Annotated in this window: 15 protein-coding genes; 11 read left to right on the top strand and 4 right to left on the bottom strand. The window is 68.3% G+C overall.

All coding sequences use genetic code 11. The features are described from left to right. Positions 1-23: 23 nt before the first annotated feature. Positions 24-2,810, top strand: coding sequence for a translation initiation factor IF-2 (gene infB, locus AC3ENO_RS07100; RefSeq protein ID WP_434969950.1), 2,787 nt, complete (start codon positions 24-26; stop codon positions 2,808-2,810). 89 nt (positions 2,811-2,899) lie between these two features. Continuing rightward, positions 2,900-3,337: a 30S ribosome-binding factor RbfA gene (gene rbfA / locus AC3ENO_RS07095; protein WP_434969949.1), complete on the top strand. Its 438-nt coding sequence runs from the start codon at positions 2,900-2,902 to the stop codon at positions 3,335-3,337. 6 nt (positions 3,338-3,343) lie between these two features. Here rbfA and AC3ENO_RS07090 read toward each other — a convergent pair whose 3' ends face one another. Together AC3ENO_RS07090 and AC3ENO_RS07085 are read right to left on the bottom strand one after the other, a co-directional pair. Beyond that, positions 3,344-3,841: a flavodoxin family protein gene (locus AC3ENO_RS07090; RefSeq protein WP_434969948.1), complete on the bottom strand. Its 498-nt coding sequence runs from the start codon at positions 3,839-3,841 to the stop codon at positions 3,344-3,346. After that, positions 3,838-4,755: an HhH-GPD family protein gene (locus AC3ENO_RS07085; protein WP_434969947.1), complete on the bottom strand. Its 918-nt coding sequence runs from the start codon at positions 4,753-4,755 to the stop codon at positions 3,838-3,840. Before AC3ENO_RS07085 ends, AC3ENO_RS07090 begins: the two co-directional genes overlap by 4 nt. Positions 4,756-4,980: 225 nt before the next feature. On the opposite strand from AC3ENO_RS07085, the gene truB reads away from it, so the two are divergent. The 4 genes from truB to AC3ENO_RS07065 all read left to right on the top strand — a co-directional run bounded on the left by truB (position 4,981) and on the right by AC3ENO_RS07065 (position 7,751). After that, a complete protein-coding gene (truB, locus tag AC3ENO_RS07080) occupies positions 4,981-5,883 on the top strand; it encodes a tRNA pseudouridine(55) synthase TruB (protein WP_434969946.1) in 903 nt (300 codons plus the stop codon). Further along, entirely contained in the window at positions 5,880-6,248 is a 369-nt protein-coding gene (locus AC3ENO_RS07075) for a hypothetical protein (RefSeq protein WP_434969945.1), read from the top strand. The genes truB and AC3ENO_RS07075 overlap by 4 nt, the downstream gene beginning before the upstream one ends. 67 nt (positions 6,249-6,315) lie before the next feature. Continuing rightward, positions 6,316-6,777: a hypothetical protein gene (locus AC3ENO_RS07070; protein ID WP_434969944.1), complete on the top strand. Its 462-nt coding sequence runs from the start codon at positions 6,316-6,318 to the stop codon at positions 6,775-6,777. Continuing rightward, positions 6,774-7,751, top strand: a complete 978-nt coding sequence (locus AC3ENO_RS07065; RefSeq protein ID WP_434969943.1) for a bifunctional riboflavin kinase/FAD synthetase — start codon at positions 6,774-6,776, stop codon at positions 7,749-7,751. Before AC3ENO_RS07070 ends, AC3ENO_RS07065 begins: the two co-directional genes overlap by 4 nt. Here the strand turns inward: AC3ENO_RS07065 and deoC are convergent, their stop codons facing one another. After that, the gene (gene deoC / locus AC3ENO_RS07060) at positions 7,752-8,468 is read right to left on the bottom strand and encodes a deoxyribose-phosphate aldolase (protein ID WP_434969942.1); all 717 of its coding nucleotides are present in this window, start codon (positions 8,466-8,468) and stop codon (positions 7,752-7,754) included. It lies immediately after the preceding gene. 92 nt (positions 8,469-8,560) lie between these two features. On the opposite strand from deoC, the gene AC3ENO_RS07055 reads away from it, so the two are divergent. From AC3ENO_RS07055 to AC3ENO_RS07045, 3 genes are all read left to right on the top strand, one after another. Then, a complete protein-coding gene (locus AC3ENO_RS07055; protein WP_434969941.1) occupies positions 8,561-9,181 on the top strand; it encodes a hypothetical protein in 621 nt (206 codons plus the stop codon). A 232-nt stretch (positions 9,182-9,413) separates the two neighbouring features. Then, the gene (locus tag AC3ENO_RS07050; protein ID WP_434969940.1) at positions 9,414-11,564 is read left to right on the top strand and encodes a DEAD/DEAH box helicase; all 2,151 of its coding nucleotides are present in this window, start codon (positions 9,414-9,416) and stop codon (positions 11,562-11,564) included. Positions 11,565-11,698: 134 nt separating this feature from the next. Next, the gene (locus AC3ENO_RS07045) at positions 11,699-12,727 is read left to right on the top strand and encodes a 6-phosphofructokinase (RefSeq protein ID WP_434969939.1); all 1,029 of its coding nucleotides are present in this window, start codon (positions 11,699-11,701) and stop codon (positions 12,725-12,727) included. Between the two features lie 36 nt (positions 12,728-12,763). On the opposite strand, the gene AC3ENO_RS07040 is transcribed toward AC3ENO_RS07045, so the two are convergent. Then, complete coding sequence (locus AC3ENO_RS07040) at positions 12,764-14,872, bottom strand: S9 family peptidase (RefSeq protein ID WP_434969938.1); 2,109 nt, start codon at positions 14,870-14,872, stop codon at positions 12,764-12,766. Positions 14,873-14,926: 54 nt separating this feature from the next. Between AC3ENO_RS07040 and AC3ENO_RS07035 the strand changes: the two genes are divergently transcribed. After that, entirely contained in the window at positions 14,927-15,835 is a 909-nt protein-coding gene (locus AC3ENO_RS07035; protein ID WP_434969937.1) for a phosphodiesterase, read from the top strand. Between the two features lie 12 nt (positions 15,836-15,847). Next, entirely contained in the window at positions 15,848-17,320 is a 1,473-nt protein-coding gene (locus AC3ENO_RS07030; protein ID WP_434969936.1) for an aspartate ammonia-lyase, read from the top strand. Positions 17,321-17,419: the final 99 nt, after the last annotated feature.

The raw sequence follows: 17,419 nt of genomic DNA, 5'->3' as shown, positions 1-17,419 counted from the left end.
GGTGGGCCCCAGACAGGAGAACTGTGGCAAAACCACGCGTGCACGAGATCGCATCCGAACTCGGCATCGACAGCAAAGTGGCTCTCGCGAAGCTGAAGGAGCTCGGCGAGTTCGTCAAGAGCCCTTCTTCGACGATTGAGCCTCCCGTCGCGCGGAAGCTCCGCGCGGCATTCGAAGGACAGGCGGCTGACGCCTCCCAGGGGGCGCCCGCCAGCGGCGCGCCGGCCCCCTCGAGCAAGAGCGGCGCCCGCCCTGCCCCGCGTCCGGGTGCGGCATCCGGTCGTTCGACCCCCGCGCGGCCCTCCGCGACCCCGGGGCCGCGTCCGACCCCGCAGCCGGCGGAGAAGCCCGAGGCTCCGGCTGCTGCCGAGCCCGCCGCGACGCCGGCCCCGGCATCGCCCACACCGCCGAGTTCGCCGACCCCCGCGAGTCCCGCATCGACGGGCGGGTCGGCCGCGCCGACCCCGCAGGCTCCGCGTCCCGGTGGGGCGCCGCGTCCGGGCAACAACCCGTTCGCCTCGCAGCAGGGCATGGGTCAGCGGCCTGCCGGTCCGCGTCCGGGTAACAATCCGTTCGCCTCGCAGCAGGGTATGGGCCAGCGTCCGACGCCCGCCAACATCCCGAGGCCGCAGGCTCCGCGCCCCGGCGCACCCGGTCGTCCCGGCGCGCCCGGTCGTCCCGGTGGCGCTGGTCGTCCCGGCGGCGGCGGTCGTCCCGGCGCTCCGTTCCAGCAGCGTCCCGGCGGACCCGGTCGTCCCGGTGGTGGTGGCGGCGGTTTTGCTCGTCCCGGCGCACCCGGTGGCGGCGGTGGATTCCCCGCCCGCCCCGGCGGTGGCGGGCGCGGTCGTGGCCCCGGCGGAGGCACCGCAGGTGCCTTCGGTAAGGGCGGCGGCAAGTCCAAGCAGCGCAAGTCGCGTCGGGCAAAGCGTCAAGAATTCGAGATGCGGGATGCCCCGCAGGTCGGCGGCGTCAACGTCCAGAAGGGCAACGGCGAGATCATTCGCCTGCGCCGGGGCGCGTCGATCTCGGACTTCGCCGACAAGCTCGAAGCGATCCGCGGCTACACCGTGCAGCCCGGCACCCTCGTGACGATCCTCTTCAACCTCGGCGAGATGGCCACGGCCACCGAGTCGCTGGACGAAGCCACCTTCGAGGTGCTCGGTGAAGAGCTCGGCTACAAGATCCAGATGGTCTCTCCTGAGGATGAGGACAAGGAGCTGCTCGAAGGATTCGGCCTGAACCTCGAGCAGGAGCTTGCCGAGGAAGACGACGAGGACCTCGAGATCCGTCCCCCGGTCGTGACCGTCATGGGTCACGTCGACCACGGAAAGACGCGGCTTCTGGACGCCATCCGTCAGACCAACGTCGTGGCGGGCGAAGCCGGCGGGATCACCCAGCACATCGGTGCGTACCAGGTGTGGACCGAGCACGAGGGCATCGAGCGTGCGATCACCTTCATCGACACCCCCGGTCACGAGGCGTTCACCGCCATGCGTGCCCGTGGTGCGCAGGTGACCGACCTCGCGATCCTCGTGGTCGCCGCCGACGACGGCATCATGCCCCAGACGGTGGAGGCGCTCAACCACGCGCAGGCCGCTGGGGTGCCCATCGTCGTCGCCGTCAACAAGGTCGACAAGCCCGACGCCAACCCCGCGAAGGTCCGCCAGCAGCTGACCGAGTACGGACTGGTCGCTGAGGAGTACGGCGGCGACGTCATGTTCGTCGACGTATCGGCGCGTCAGGGCACCGGCATCCAGGATCTGCTGGACGCCGTGCTCCTGACGGCGGATGCCGGGCTCGACCTGCGCGCGAACCCCAACAAGGACGCCCGCGGTGTGGCGATCGAAGCCAAGCTCGACAAGGGCCGCGGATCGGTGGCGACCGTCCTCATCCAGTCCGGAACGCTGCGTGTGGGCGACGCGATCGTTGCGGGAACCGCATACGGACGCGTCCGCGCCATGGTCGACGAGAACGGTGACCCCGTCGAGGAGGCAGCGCCCTCACGTCCGGTCCAGGTGCAGGGTCTGAACTCCGTGCCTCGCGCCGGCGACGTGTTCATCGTCACCGACGAGGACCGGATGGCCCGCCAGATCGCCGAGAAGCGTGAGGCTGCCGAGCGCAACGCTCAGCTGGCCAAGGCGCGCAAGCGGATCTCGCTCGAGGACTTCACCCGTGCGCTCGAAGAGGGCAAGGTCGAGTCGCTCAACCTCATCATCAAGGGCGACGTGTCCGGTGCCGTCGAGGCGCTGGAGGAGTCACTCCTCAAGATCGAGGTCGACGACTCGGTGCAGCTGCGCATCATCCACCGCGGTGTCGGCGCGATCACCGAGTCCGACGTGAACCTCGCGACGATCGACAACGCGATCATCCTCGGGTTCAACGTGCGACCGGACTCGAAGGCGCGCGAGAGGGCTGCCCGCGAGGGTGTCGACATCCGGTTCTACTCGGTCATCTACAACGCGATCGACGACGTGGAGCAGTCCCTGAAGGGTCTTCTCAAGCCGGAGTTCGAAGAAGTGCAGTCGGGTGTGGCGGAGATCCGCGAGGTGTTCCGCTCCTCGAAGTTCGGCAACATCGCCGGATGTATCGTCCGCAGCGGCACGATCACCCGCAACGCCAAGGCGCGCGTCATCCGCGAGGGTGTCGTCATCGCCGACGGCCTTGCGATCGAGTCGCTCCGTCGGTTCAAGGATGATGTCACCGAAGTGCGCACCGACTACGAGTGCGGTATCGGCCTCGGCAAGTTCAACGACATCCAGGTCGGCGACGAGATCGAGACGACCGAGCTCGTCGAGAAGCCTCGCGGCTGAGAGCCGCTGGACGCTGTGATTCAGGATGTCCCCCCTCGGGTCGGGGCATCCTGAATCTCGGCGGTCCTGCAAGCGCAAGGAGAGATGAGATGACTGGGGAACGTCAGGCCCGCTTGGCCGACCGCATCAAGGTGCTCGTGGCCGAGCGGCTCGAGAAGGGTCTGCGCGATCCGAGGATGGGCTTTGTCACCATCACCGACGTGAGAGTGACGGGTGACCTGCAGCACGCATCGGTGTTCTACACCGTCCTGGGCAGCGAGGAGGAGCGCACCGCGACCGCCGAGGCGCTGCGCGCCGCGACCGGGATGCTGCGCAGCGAGGTGGGGCGCAAGCTCGGCGTTCGGCTGACGCCCACGCTGGAGTTCATCCATGACGGCCTCGCTGAAGACGCCGGCCACATCGAGGAGCTGCTGCGTGAGGCACGCGAGCGGGACAGCGCGGTCGCGGGCCTTGCCGCGTCCGCGACCTACGCCGGTGACGCCGACCCGTACGTGACGCCGCGTACTGGCGCCGAGGACGAGGACTGACGGTCCTCAGGCACGCACCCTCGACCGGAGGGAGCGTCCCCAGTGGCGTGCGCGCTCCAGTTCGCCGGCCACGAGCGGACCCTGGACGTCGCTCACGAAGAAACTGATGGATGCGACCGGTGCGAAGCCGCGCGAGCGCCCTTCCTTCGCCGCGGCCTTGCTCGCCGAGCCGGGGATCCACCGCTGCTTGGCGTGGGTGTCGAACGTGGCAAGGGGCACACGTCTCGAGACGGTGACGTTCTCGAGCCAGTCGCGCAGACCTCGCGTGGTCGCCGCCACTGCCCCGCGCGAGACCGCGTCCTGGCGGGTCGCTTCGCGCGTCATCGAGAAGGCGTGTGTCGGGCCGCCCGCGACGACCAGTGCGGCATCCTCCGGCACGGCGTTGTGCGCGCCGTCGACATCCGTGATCGAGACATCCGACCACTCGGCCAGTCCCTCGGCGACGGCGCGGGCGATGTCCCGCGTGTTCCCGAACATCGACTCGTAGACCACGATCGTCTTCACGGTGTCGACGCTAGATGGGTCTGGACGCCCTCGGATAGGGACCTTCGGCCTCGCGGCAGAGTGGCGACGTCATCCTCGAGCTCGATGAGACCGTCGGAGACGAGCGAGTCGATCGCACGATCGCGCTGGACCCGGTCAGGCCACTGCGCCGCAAGCGAGTCAACAGGCACAGCGGAGGGCGCGGCGTCGCGGAGCGCCTTGAGGACCACTCCGCGCACCTGGCGGTCGCTTCCCTCGTATCTCGCTTGGCGGCGACGACTGTCGCCGGTGTCCGGATAGCCGGCTTCGCGCCACGCGCATCGGGATGCGACGGGGCACGCGTCGCAGCGAGGCCGCCGTGCCGTGCACACCGTCGCGCCCAACTCCATCGCCGCCGCGTTGAACAGCGCGGCATCCGCATGATCCTCGGGCAGCAGCGCGGCCATCGCCTCGAGGTCTCGCCGAGAGGGCGAGCCGGGCTGGGAGCATCCGTCGACGACACGGGCAAGCACCCGGCGAGTGTTGGTGTCGACGACGGGATGCCGATCACCGTAGGCGAACACCGCCACCGCCCGCGCCGTGTAGTCCCCGATGCCGGTCAGCGCCAACAGCTGGTCGACGTCACGGGGTACCACCCCGTCGTGGCGCTCGGTGATCTCCTCTGCGGCGCGGTGCAGCCAGAGCGCGCGGCGGGGATACCCCAGGTTCGCCCACTGGGTGACGGCGTCCGCTGGTGAGGCCGCGGCGAGGGCGGCGGGAGTCGGCCAGCGGTCCAGCCAGGCCGTCAGGTGGGGGATCACACGACTCACCGGCGTCTGCTGGAGCATGAACTCGCTCACGAGGATGGCCCACGCCCCCACGCCGGGGGCCCGCCACGGGAGATCTCTCGCATTCTCTCGAAACCACCGGTTGAGGTCGGTCGCGAACGGATGCACGGCCCCAGCCTATTTTGGTTCGGTCGCCCCGGCCGCGCTGCGTCGGATCCGCCTCGCGCAGGGGTCAGACAGGTCTGCGAAGCCGGAGGCGGAGGAGGACGGGGTGGCCGAATAGGCTGGATCCATGTGTCTGCCCGCCACCCCTCCCGTGACGCTGGTGCGGGAGCCGGTCGGCGCACCCGATGTCGTCGACACCGCCGACCTCGTGAACCCGAAGGTGGTCCGATGACCGATCCGAGCGGCATCCTGCTCGTCGACAAGCCCGGTGGAATGACCAGCCATGACGTCGTCGCCCGCGCCCGCCGCGCGATGGGCACCCGCAAGGTCGGCCACGCGGGCACGCTCGATCCGATGGCGACGGGTCTGCTTGTGCTCGGTGTCGGCGCCGCGACGCGACTGCTGACATTCGTGGTCGGTCTCGACAAGACCTACGAGGCGACGATCCGGCTGGGGGAGTCGACCGACACCGACGACGCGGACGGCGCCGTCACGGCATCCGTCCCCGTCCAGGGAGTCACGGATGCCGACATCGCGGCCGGTATCGCCGCCCTCACCGGCACGATCGAGCAGGTTCCGAGTACCGTGTCAGCGATCAAGGTCGACGGACGTCGAGCGTATGACCGCGTGCGCTCCGGAGAGCAGGTGGCCCTGGCTGCCCGCACCGTGACGGTGTCGCGTTTCCAGGCGCGTTCTCCTCGTCGTCTCGTGGAGGGAACCGGTGGCGAGCGACCCGTGATCGATCTCGATGTCGTCGTCGACTGCTCGAGCGGCACCTACGTGCGGGCGCTCGCCCGCGACCTGGGCGCCGCGCTCGAGGTCGGTGGTCACCTCACGGCGTTGCGGCGCACGCGCATCGGCCCCTTCTCGGTGACCGAAGCCGTCGGGCTCGAGGATTTGGATCCGGGCAGGCTGCTGTCTGCGGCCGCTGTCGCGAGCGCCGTGCTCGGGCCTGTTGCCGTGACCGAGGACGAGGCGCGCGACCTCCGACACGGAAAACGAATCCTCGGTGCCGCGGGCCGGCTGGCGTCTGGACGGGCGGCCATCGACCCGGGCGGACGGCTGGTCGGCATCCTCGAGCGGCGTGGCGATGACCTCAAGAGCACGATGAACATGGCGGAGGGCTCATGACCCTGTGGTTCACCTATGTGCAAGTGGCGGTCGCCGTCCTCGGCGGGTTGCTGTGTGTCATCCTCGGGCTCGTCGGCCGTCGCCCGAGCGATTACACGGTCGGCGCGCTCGCGCTGCTCGAACTGCTCCTGGTCGCGCAGGTCGTCGTCGCGATCGTGGCGCCGTTCGTGGGCAACATCCCGACCGGGAGCGTCCTCGAGTTCTGGGTGTACCTGGTCTCGGCGGCGCTCCTGCCGCCGGCGGCCGTGATCTGGGCGCTCCTGGAGCGAAGCCGCTGGAGCACCGTCATCATGGGGATAGCGGCGCTGTCCGTGGCCGTCATGGTGTGGCGGATGCAGGTCATCTGGACGGTCCAGATCGCGTGAGCTCGTCCGCCCACAGCAGCCTGGAGGCGCGAATCCGGCCCTGCGGGCACGTAGGATGAATGCCGCCATGACTACGCCTTCGCGACCCCGCATGACCGGAATCGGACGGGTCCTCGTGATCGTCTACCTGATCATGGCTCTTGCTGCGACCGGCCGCTCGTTCGTGCAGATCGTCCGCGAGTTCGACGAGGCGCCGGTGGCCTACACCCTGTCGGCGCTCGCCGCGGTGGTCTACATCATCGCCACGCTCGCCTTGATCTTCGCGGGCCGACGCGGCTGGTACCTGATCGCGTGGATAGCGATCTCGTTCGAACTGGCAGGCGTGCTCGTCGTCGGGACGCTCAGCTACCTGATCCCCGACATCTTCGGTCATCCGTCCGTGTGGTCCTACTTCGGCGGGCTGGGACCGGACGGGTACATCGGCTACCTGTTCGTTCCGCTCGTGCTTCCCTTCCTCGGGCTGTGGTGGCTCTGGGCGCACCGGCCTGCACGCTTCTCGACCCCGACCGAGGTACTCGCCCCCTCATGATCGTGTTCCGTGACCCTGCCGAAGTACCGTCGGACTTCGGTCCGTGCGTCGTGGTCATCGGCAAGTTCGACGGTGTGCATTCCGGCCACCGTGCGGTCATCGACCGTGCCCAGGTGGAGGCGGTATCCCTGGGCGCCAAGGTCGTCGCAGTCACCTTCGACCGTAATCCGCTCGCGCTCCTTGCTCCGGACAAGTGCCCCGAGAGCCTCATCGGCGTCCACCAGAAGGTGCGGCTGCTTTCCGATACCGGCGTGGACGCCGTCCTGGTGTTGCGCTTCGACGAGCACCTCGCGTCGCTGACGGCGGAGGAGTTCGCCCGTGCGGTCCTCATGGACGCACTTGCGGCACGCGCAGTGCTCGTCGGCTCCGATTTCCGCTTCGGGCGAGGGGGCGCCGGTACCGCGGACACGCTCCGGTCCTTCGGGAGGGCACACGGATTCGACGTCGACATCGTCGATGACGTCCGGGCCGCCGACGGCGGTCGCCGTGTCTCCTCGACCTGGATCCGCGAACTGCTGAGCGCGGGTCACGTGGGCGATGCGCGCAAGCTGCTCGGCCGCGACCACGCCGTCGTCGGAGAGGTCGTGCACGGGCTCAAGCGGGGCCGAGAGATCGGGTATCCGACGGCGAACCTCAGTCACGACCTCGAGGGATTCGTCCCGGCGGACGGCGTGTACGCGGGGTGGCTCGTGGACGAGGCGGATGCCGGCGGCCTGCGCCCCGGAACCCGCTACCCGGCCGCGATCAGTATCGGAACGAATCCCACTTTCGATGATGTCTCGGCTCGACAGGTCGAGGCCTACGTGCTCGACGAGACCGATCTGGACCTCTACGGGCATCATGTCGAAGTCCGCTTCGTCGAGCGGATCCGCGGTATGGGTGCCTTCGCGGGGGTCGACGCGTTGGTCGCGCAGATCGCCGATGACGTCGAACGCACGCGAGAAGTCCTCGGGCGGGATCAGCCGCCCGACTGATCAGTAGGACGACTCGTCGACTGCGCCGCTGGCAGACTCGCCCGCCTCGATCGCGCGGAGCTCGCCGAGGATGGTTGCGCTGCCGCTGGTTCCCAGCCGCGTCGCACCGGCCTCGAGCATCGCGAGCGCGTCCTGCAGGCTGCGCACCCCGCCGGATGCCTTGACCTGCGTCTGCGGACCCACGGAGCGTCGCATCAGACGCACGGTGTCGACCGTCGCGCCGCCGCCGGCGAAGCCCGTCGAGGTCTTGACGAAGGTCGCGCCCGCCTCTTCGGCAAGCCGTGAGCCTCGCTCGATCTGCTCGTCGTTGAGCAGCGAAACCTCCAGGATCACCTTGGTCACGGCGCCGTCGGCAGCGGCGACGACGGCGCGGATGTCGTCACGCACGACGTCATCGAAGCCCGAACGCAACGCGCCGATGTTGATCACCATGTCGAACTCGCTCGCGCCGTCCTGGGCGGCCTGGCGGGTTTCTGCCACCTTGGCGGCCGTCGAGGTGGTGCCGTGCGGAAAACCGATCACGGTGCCCACCGCCACGTCGGAATCGGTGAGGACCTCGACGGCATGAGCGATGTCGGACGGGCGTACGCACACGCTGAAGACGTTCCACTCGCGGGCGATCGCGAGCTGTTCGTCGACGTCGTCCCGCGTGAATTCGGGCTTGAGGATCGCGTGGTCGATCGTGGCGGCAAGCTGCGCCTCGGTGATCTGGCTCATGCCATCAGCCTACGCATCGCGCGGCGCGGGGGACAGCGGAGCCATCCGGGGCCGGGTATCGTCGCTCATGCCGCCGAGTCCAAGGAGCAGGGATGCAGTCGAGAGGTCTCGCCGCCGCCATGTTGGTCGTCGGCGTCTCAGTTCTCGCGGGGTGCGATGCGCTTCCCGCCCAGACACCGACACCGACAGCATCCGCGTCGATCAGCGCGTCGAGCCCGAGTGCGACATCCGCCCCGACCAGCTCGCCGACCGCCGCGGCGGACTTCGCTCTGCCGGGGTCGTGCGAGGCCCTTTACTCGCCGGCGATGCTCGATGAGCTGACTCGGACGAATCCGCCCTTGAACGACCCGGGCATCACGATCTACGCAACCGAGAACGTCGACGCACTGGAGGTCCTCGCATCCGGTATTCCGACGATCCGCTGCTCTTGGGGGGAGGCCGGGGCCCCGGGTCTTGTCACGAACGTCTCCGTGGTCTCTGCAGCCGAGGCCGACACGCTGCGGGAGGCCTTCGCTGCCTCGGGAATGGCCTGCGATTCGCTTGCCGGCGGCACGGTGTGCCGGATCGAGCAACAGACCATCGATCGGCAAGACAACATCGTGCGCATCGGTGAGACCCATTACCTGCAGGGCAGCGGCTGGGTAGCCACGCACTGGGTCGACTTCGCACCGAGCGGTTATACGGAGGATATCGTCGCGACGCTGTGGCAGTGAGCGGCAGCTGATACCTCGCACGGATGCCGTCCACGGCCCGTCGCGTTGGCGAGGTTCCGACTCGCGCTAGAATGGAGCGGACGCCGTGTCACACCGCGCAGCTCGCCGAAGCGAGTGCCCGTGCTGTTGTGAGCCGCAGGTGTCGATGTTCGAGTGAGATCGCGTCTGTCCCAGACGCTCATACGCCGCCATCAGGGCGGCGGTCACAGATGTACGAACGCTCAGGAGGAGCATGCCGGCCACGGCAACCGCCGCTCAGCGGCGCAAGAAGTCCTCGTCGGCGCGCCGCGACGACGAAGCCCCGATCATTCCGATCCTCGCCCGCAAGGTGCGCGAGGTCGAGGCCAAAGCCCAGCGCGGCAAACTCGGGCCGACCAACCGTGTGAAGTTCCAGGTGATCGCGTTCCTGGTGCGTGAGGAGCGTGCGCGCGTCAAGGCAGACTCGTCGATCACGGATGCCGCTCGCGTCGAGCTGCTCAAGCGACTCGACGGCGTGGCGACCATCCTGGCGAAGACCGCCGCCCGGGATACGTCGCTCATCCAACTGCTCGAGGTCGATCAAGCGACATCGCCGGTCGCGCGCCGCATGCGCCGTGACTGGTTGCTGGAGTCCGGTGCCGAGCTGCCTCCGGACGAGCTGATCATCACCGACACCCCGGCGCCCGCGCAGCAGGTCGTGCCCGCAGCGCTCGCGGAGCGACAGGTGGTGCCCGCGTCGATCGAGGCGCGTCAGATGGCGCATCCGTTCCTCGCCCCCGACCTCACGATGCGCGCTCCCCGGGAGACGCCGCGGCGCCGCCTGGACGGCTGGGAACTGATGGGTCCCCTGTACAAGGCGTTCGAAACCGGTGCAGGCGGAGCTGCCGCATCGATGGACCTGCCGCCGGTTCCCGAGTTCGACAGGCTCTCGCCGCGGGGACTCGAGATCATGCCGCACCAGTCCCGCTTCCTGGAGTCCGTGCGTGAGGGCCACCGCACGTTCCTCCTCGCCGACGAGCCGGGCCTGGGAAAGACCGCGCAGTCGGTGCTCGCGGCATCCGTCGCCGGCGCCTACCCGCTGCTGGCGGTCGTGCCCAACGTCGTGAAGATGAACTGGGCGCGCGAAGTCGAGCGGTGGACGCCGCAGCGTCGCGCGACCGTCATCTCGGGCGACGGCGAGGACCTTGACGCTTTCGCCGACGTCTTCATCGTCAACTACGAGATCCTTGACCGACACCTGTCGTGGCTCGGCTCGATCGGCCTGAAGGGCATGGTCGTCGACGAGGCCCACTTCATCAAGAACCTCACGTCGCAGCGCTCCCAGAACGTGCTTGCGTTGGCCGGTCGGATCCGGGAGCAGGTGCGCGACCCGCTCTTGCTGGCACTCACCGGAACTCCGCTGATCAACGATGTCGAGGACTTCGACGCGATCTGGCGCTTCCTCGGCTGGACGACCGGTGAGAAGCCCGGCCCGGAGCTGATGGCCAAGCTCGACGAGACGGGTCTCACCCCGGCGGACAAGGCGTTCTACCCTGAGGCCCGCTCTGCCGTCATCTCGATGGGCATCGTGCGGCGCAAGAAGAAGGATGTCGCGGCAGACCTGCCCGACAAGCTCATCGCCGACCTTCCCGTCGAACTCGACGACGAGTACGGCCGCTCCATCCGCCAGGCCGAGCGTGAGCTCGGCGCTCGGCTGGCTGCGAAGTACCGCCGGATCATCGACGCTCGCGGTGACCGCGGGCTCGCGCCCGGCGAGATCGACGGCGACATCGTCCGGCTCGTTGCGGAGGGTGAACTCGAGGAGTCGAAGGCTGCGGGCGCGGGATCCGAGAACGTCTTCACGATGGTGCGCCGCATCGGCCAGGCCAAGGCGACCGTTGCCGCCGACTACGCGGCTCAGCTGCAGCGATCGGTCGGCAAAGTCGTCTTCTTCGCCAAGCACATCGATGTCATGGATGCCGCCGAGCGTCACTTCGCGCAGGCAGGACTACGGACGGTCTCGATCCGCGGGGAGCAGACCACCGCCGCGCGCCAGCAGGCGATCGACGCGTTCAACGCGGACGCGGATGTCGCGATCGCGGTCTGCTCGCTCACCGCGGCAGGTGTGGGCCTGAACCTGCAGGCTGCCTCGAACGTCGTGCTCGCGGAGCTCAGCTGGACGGCAGCCGAGCAGACGCAGGCAATCGATCGGGTCCACCGCATCGGGCAGGACGAGCCGGTCACGGCGTGGCGGATCATCGCAGCTCACACGATCGATACGAAGATCGCCGAACTGATCGACACCAAACAGGGTCTCGCGTTGCGTGCCCTCGACGGTGAGGCGGTGGATCCGGGCTCGAGCGACTCGGTCCAGCTCGCCGCGCTCATGCACCTGCTTCGTCAGGCGCTCGGCGACACCGAGTAGGCCGTATCGCGGCAGCTCGCCTCGTCGCCGGGTAATCACGGCGGCATGGGGATGGCTGGCACGGGATACGGACGCTAGTGTCGGTGGAGGCAACGTCGCCACCTTGCATCCGGACACTCCAACAGGGACGGCACATGAGAATCGGCATCCTCACCAGCGGCGGCGATTGCCCCGGACTGAACGCGGTCATCCGCGGCGTGGTCCTCAAGGGGACGACGTCGTACGGTCTTGACTTCGTCGGCATCCGCGACGGATGGCGCGGTGTCGTCGACGGTGACTTCTTTCCGCTCTCGCGCCACGACGTGAAGGGTCTGTCGAAGGTCGGCGGGACGATCCTCGGAACGAGCCGCACCAACCCGTACGAGGGCCCCCGCGGCGGCGCCGAGAACATCACACGCACACTGGAGGATGCGGGGATCGACGGCATCCTCGCGATCGGCGGGGAGGGGACTCTCGCCGCCGCCGACCGGCTCTGGAAGGACGGCATCAAGGTGCTCGGCGTCCCGAAGACGATCGACAACGACCTTCGCGCGACCGATTACTCGTTCGGCTTCGACACCGCCGTCAACATCGCCACGGACGCGATGGACCGTCTTCGCACCACCGGCGACTCGCACCAGCGCTGCATGGTCGCGGAGGTCATGGGACGCCACGTCGGGTGGATCGCCCTGCACGCCGGTATCGCCGCCGGTGCGCACGTCATCTGCATTCCCGAGGTGCCGATGTCGATCGACGAGATCTGCCAGCAGGTGACCAGCGCGCACGACCGCGGCCGCGCACCGCTTGTCGTGGTCTCGGAGGGATTCACGCTCACCGGAATGGATGAAGCGCACAGCCACAAGGGTCTCGACGCGTTCAACCGTCCGCGCCTCGGGGGGATCGGCGAGCTCATCGCCCCCGAGATCGAGCGCATCACGGGAATCGAAACGCGCGCGACGGTTCTCGGTCACATCCAACGCGGCGGATCGCCCTCGGCGTTCGACCGTGTTCTGGCGACCCGACTGGGCCTGCACGCCGCCGATGCGCTCGTCGACGGGGCATGGGGCCAGATGGTCGCCATGCGCGGAACGGATATCGTTCGGGTCTCGTTCGAAGAGGCGCTCGGCGAACTCAACACCGTTCCCCTGTACCGCTACGAAGAGGCAGCCGCACTCTTCGGCTGAGGTGCCGTTCGCCCCCAGCCCTCGCTGCGCGGGAGGTCAGGCGTCGGCGACGCCGAGGACGTCGAAGATCCACGCGAGTTCGTAGGCCCGCTCGCGCCAGGAGTTGTACCGGCCGCTGACGCCTCCGTGCCCCGCCGACATCTCGCACTTCAGCAGCGCATCGGCGCCCACGTCGCGTAGTCGGGCCACCCACTTGGCCGGCTCGACGTACAAGACCCGCGTGTCGTTGAGCGAGGTCACGGCGAGGATGCGTGGGTAGCGCACCCCATCGCGCACGTTCTCGTACGGCGTGTAGCCCTTCATGTAGGCGTAGACATCGGCATCATGCAGGGGGTTGCCCCACTCGTCCCACTCGATGACCGTCAGCGGCAGCGACGGGTCGAGGATCGTCGTGAGCGCATCCACGAACGGCACGACCGCGAGGATGCCGGCGAACAGCTCGGGAGCGATGTTCGCGACAGCGCCCATCAGGAGCCCGCCGGCGCTACCGCCTTCGGCGACCAGGTGATCGGCATCCGTGTACCCGCTGTCGATGAGGTGGCGGGCGACGGCGACGAAGTCGGTGAACGTGTTGCGCTTGTTCAGCAGCTTGCCGTCCTCGTACCAGCCGCGACCCATCTCACCGCCGCCCCGGACGTGTGCGACGGCGAAGATCACGCCGCGATCGAGCTCGGATAGGCGCGCGATCGAGAATCCGGGGTCGATCGAGTGCTCGTAGGAGCCGTAACCGTACAGGTGCAGGGGACGAGGGTGCTCGCCCGGCTCGCCGAACGAGCGGCGCCACACGATCGAGACGGGTATGCGGACGCCGTCATCGGCAAGCGCCCAGACCCGGCGCTGCCCGTAGTCCGAGGCGTCGTACCCGCCGAGCACCGGTTGCTGCTTGCGGATGCGACGCTCATCGGTCGCGACCACCAGGTCGAGCACCGTCGATGGCGTGACGAAGGATCCGAACGCGATCCGGATCATGGGCGGTGCCCACTCGGGATTGCCCGCCGTGCCGGCGTCGTACAGCTCCTCGTCGAAGCGGATCTCCGTGACTGTCGCGCTCGCGTAGTCGAACGTGGCGAGCCGCGCGAGTCCCTCCCGGCGATAGGCCAGCACCGCCCAGTCGCGGAATGTCGACATGCCCAGGAGCCGTTGCCCCGGGCGGTGGGGGATGACGATGTCGCGAGCGCCCTGCGGGTCGTCGGCACGCACCCGGACGAGCTCGAAGTCGCGAGCGCCGTCGTTGTGGATGACGTACAGCACGTCCTCGCCGTTCACGACCGCGTGGGAACTGGAGTACTCCACACCCTCCCGCCGGGGCCACACGACGCGGGGCTCCCCGACGAGGTCATCCGCGTCCAGGAGCCACTCTTCGGACGTGATCGAGGAGCCGAGTTCGATGACCAGATACCTGTCGCTGCGGGTGAATCCGGCGCCCACCCAGTAGCGCTCATCGGCCTCGTGGAACAGCGTCCGGTCCTCGGATGTGGGGGACCCGAGCGTGTGCAGCCAGACGGTGTCGGGCCGCCACGCGTCATCGACGGTGGTGTACACGATATGGCGCCCGTCGGGGGAGAAGGTGGCTCCCGAGAACGTGTTCGGGATCTCGTCGGGGAGCATCTGACCGGTGGTCAGATCCCGTACGCGGACGGTGTAGCGCTCGTCGCCGACGGTGTCGACGGCATACAAGAGTCGGGTGGCATCGGTGGAGACCTCGAAACTCCCGAGCGCGAAGAAGTCGTGGCCCTCGGCTTCCTGGTTCGCATCGAGCAGGATCTGCTCGCCCGGCACCTCGACCTCGGGGGACAGGGCCGGAGGGTCCCAGTCGTCGGGTGCAGCCAACGGTGCGCGACAGTGGATGCCGTACTGCTGTCCCTCGACGGACCGCGTGTAGTACCACCACTGTCCCCGGCGGACCGGAACCGACATGTCGGTCTCCCGAGTGCGGGAGCGGATCTCCTCGAAGATCTGCTCCCGCAGCGGGGCAAGGTGGGCGGTACGCGCCTCAGTGAAGGCGTTCTCTGCCGCGAGATGGCTGCGGACGTCGGCGTCGTCCTTCGCGCGAAGCCACTCATAGGCGTCGTCGAAGACGTCGCCGTGATGGGAGCGGAGGCTGGGGCGGCGCAGCGCGCGGGGCGAAGGGGGGACGGAGGTCACCCGACCCACGCTAGTCGAGGGGGCTGCGTCACCGGCGCGACGTATGCTGGCGACATGGCTGCCGCTCCCGTGCGTTTTGGTCAGTACCCGCCTGCGCTTCGCACGATCGTGCATCTGAGCGACACTCACTTCCTCGACGCGAACAGGCCGCTCTCGGGCCGGTTCGACACGGCCGCGAACCTCCACCGGACCCTGGAGAAGGTGCGGGGCTTGGGCATCCGCCCGGACGCGATCGTCGTGACCGGCGACCTCACCGATCAGGGAGAGCCCGGGGCCTACCGCGAGCTGCGCGCAGCCCTCGAGCCGCTGGCCGACGAGCTGTCCACGCCCCTGGTCTGGGTCGCCGGCAACCACGACGAGCGGCCGGCGCTGCGTGCGCAGCTCCTGGACACCGAACCGACGCAGGATCCGGTCACGGGGGTCTGGGACCTCGATGGATTGAGGCTCATCGCTCTCGACACGTCGGTTCCCGGCTGGAACCACGGCGACCTCGACGAGGGACAGCTGGCGTGGCTGCGGGAGGAACTCGCCGTGCCCGCGCCGCTGGGTACGCTCCTGGCGATGCACCATCCGCCGATTCCGTCTCACCTGCCGTTTTTCGACATCCTCGAGCTGCGCGACCAGCAGCGGCTCGCCGACGCCCTCGAGGGGTCGGATGTCCGCGGCATCCTCGCCGGCCACCTGCACTACTCGACGAGCGCGACCTTCGCGGGGATCCCGGTCTCGGTCTCGGCAGCCACCTGTTACACCATGAACCTCGCACGGCCCCCGCGGGAGGTCAACGGCATGGACGCCGGCCAGTCCTTCCACCTCGTGCACGTGTACGAGACGACGATCACGCACGCGGTCGTGCCGGTCGTCGATGCCGACACCGGCGACTACTTCTCTGAGGAGTGGGTCGAACGGATGGCGGCACTCACCCCCCAAGAGCGGCTCGAGGCATTCTCGCGCAAGCGCTCCTGAACGGCAGGAACAATGACGCACCACACGCCCGGTCACACGCGCACGGAGACCGACTCCCTCGGCTCGATGGAGATTCCCGCGGATGCCTACTGGGGCATCCACACCGCCCGAGCGCTCGAGAACTTCCCGATCTCACAGCGCCCCATCTCGGTCTATGCAGACCTCGTGCGGGGGCTCGCGATGGTCAAGCAGGCTGCCGCTCGAGCCAACGCCGAGATCGGGGTGCTGGATCCCGAGAAGGCAACGCTCATCGACCGGGCGGCGCAGCTCGTGATCGACGGCGAGTTCCACGACCAGTTCGTTGTCGGTGTCGTCCAAGGCGGTGCGGGCACCTCGACGAACATGAACGCCAACGAGGTCATCACCAACATCGCTCTCGAGCTTGCCGGGCGCCCACGCGGCGATTACGCGTTCCTCTCACCCATCGACGACACCAACCGCAGCCAGTCGACCAACGATGTCTATCCCACGGCCATCAAGATCGGACTGAGCCTCGACCTGAAGACGCTCCTCGAAGAGCTCGACATGCTGCGCACATCGTTCCTGCGCAAGGCTGTCGAGTTCCACGACGTTCTCAAGGTCGGTCGCACCCAGTTGCAGGATGCCGTTCCGATGACTCTCGGGCAAGAGTTCCACGGTTTCGCGACCACCCTGGGTCAGGACTATCAGCGGCTCACAGAGAACGCCCATCTGCTGTTCGAGGTGAACCTCGGGGCGACGGCCATCGGCACGGGCATCACCGCGCACCCCGATTACGCGGCCGCGGTTCTCCGGCACCTCCGTCACATCACGGGGCTGGATCTGGAGACCGCATCCGACCTCGTCGAGTCGACCAGCGACACCGGAGCGTTCATGTCGTTCTCGGCCTCGCTCAAGCGCAACGCGATCAAGCTCTCGAAGATCTCCAATGATCTTCGTCTGCTTTCCTCGGGCCCGCAGGCCGGACTCGGCGAGATTTCGCTGCCGCCCCGGCAGGCGGGATCGAGCATCATGCCCGGCAAGGTGAACCCCGTCATCCCGGAGGTGGTCAACCAGGTGGCGTTCGCGGTCGCCGGTGCTGACCTCACGGTCACGATGGCGGTGGAGGGCGGGCAATTGCAGCTGAACGCTTTCGAGCCGATCATCGCTCACTCGATCTTCCAGTCCATCACGTGGATGCGGCGCGCCATGCGCACGCTGCGTGTCAACTGCGTCGACGGGATCACCGCCAACCACGAGCGACTGGCTGCCACCGTCGGGGCCTCGGTGGGTGTGGTGACGGCGCTGACCCCGTTCATCGGCTACGCCGCGGCGGCCGCCCTCGCGAAGTCGGCGCTGGCGTCGGGGCGCAACATCGCCGATCTCGTCGTCGAAGGAGGTCTGATGTCCCGGGCCGAGGTAGACAAGCAGTTGTCCCCGGCCCGCTTGTCCGGGATCGAGGCCGTCACCGCCGCGATCCCCATCGTGGGCTTCGAGAACGCTCCCACGGGCGACACCGATCTGTAGCGCGACGGAAGCAGATTGCGGTAGCTGGGAAAATGCCGCTAGATTGCGGAAAAGTCGCTCAATGATGTGCGGCCAACGTCACCCGCAATGGACGCAAGG

Source organism: Microbacterium sp. bgisy207 (assembly GCF_057706855.1).
Note: the sequence above shows the minus strand (reverse complement) of the source record. Positions and strands in the feature narration are given on the sequence as shown.

Excerpts from the sequence above, each read along its gene's own strand:
- rbfA (WP_434969949.1), top strand. The coding sequence starts at position 2,900 with ATGACTGGGGAACGTCAGGCCCGCTTGGCCGACCGCATCAAGGTGCTC.
- truB (WP_434969946.1), top strand. The coding sequence starts at position 4,981 with ATGACCGATCCGAGCGGCATCCTGCTCGTCGACAAGCCCGGTGGAATG.
- AC3ENO_RS07075 (WP_434969945.1), top strand. The coding sequence starts at position 5,880 with ATGACCCTGTGGTTCACCTATGTGCAAGTGGCGGTCGCCGTCCTCGGC.
- AC3ENO_RS07070 (WP_434969944.1), top strand. The coding sequence starts at position 6,316 with ATGACTACGCCTTCGCGACCCCGCATGACCGGAATCGGACGGGTCCTC.
- AC3ENO_RS07065 (WP_434969943.1), top strand. The coding sequence starts at position 6,774 with ATGATCGTGTTCCGTGACCCTGCCGAAGTACCGTCGGACTTCGGTCCG.
- deoC (WP_434969942.1), bottom strand. The coding sequence starts at position 8,468 with ATGAGCCAGATCACCGAGGCGCAGCTTGCCGCCACGATCGACCACGCG.
- AC3ENO_RS07055 (WP_434969941.1), top strand. The coding sequence starts at position 8,561 with ATGCAGTCGAGAGGTCTCGCCGCCGCCATGTTGGTCGTCGGCGTCTCA.
- AC3ENO_RS07050 (WP_434969940.1), top strand. The coding sequence starts at position 9,414 with ATGCCGGCCACGGCAACCGCCGCTCAGCGGCGCAAGAAGTCCTCGTCG.
- AC3ENO_RS07045 (WP_434969939.1), top strand. The coding sequence starts at position 11,699 with ATGAGAATCGGCATCCTCACCAGCGGCGGCGATTGCCCCGGACTGAAC.
- AC3ENO_RS07035 (WP_434969937.1), top strand. The coding sequence starts at position 14,927 with ATGGCTGCCGCTCCCGTGCGTTTTGGTCAGTACCCGCCTGCGCTTCGC.
- AC3ENO_RS07030 (WP_434969936.1), top strand. The coding sequence starts at position 15,848 with ATGACGCACCACACGCCCGGTCACACGCGCACGGAGACCGACTCCCTC.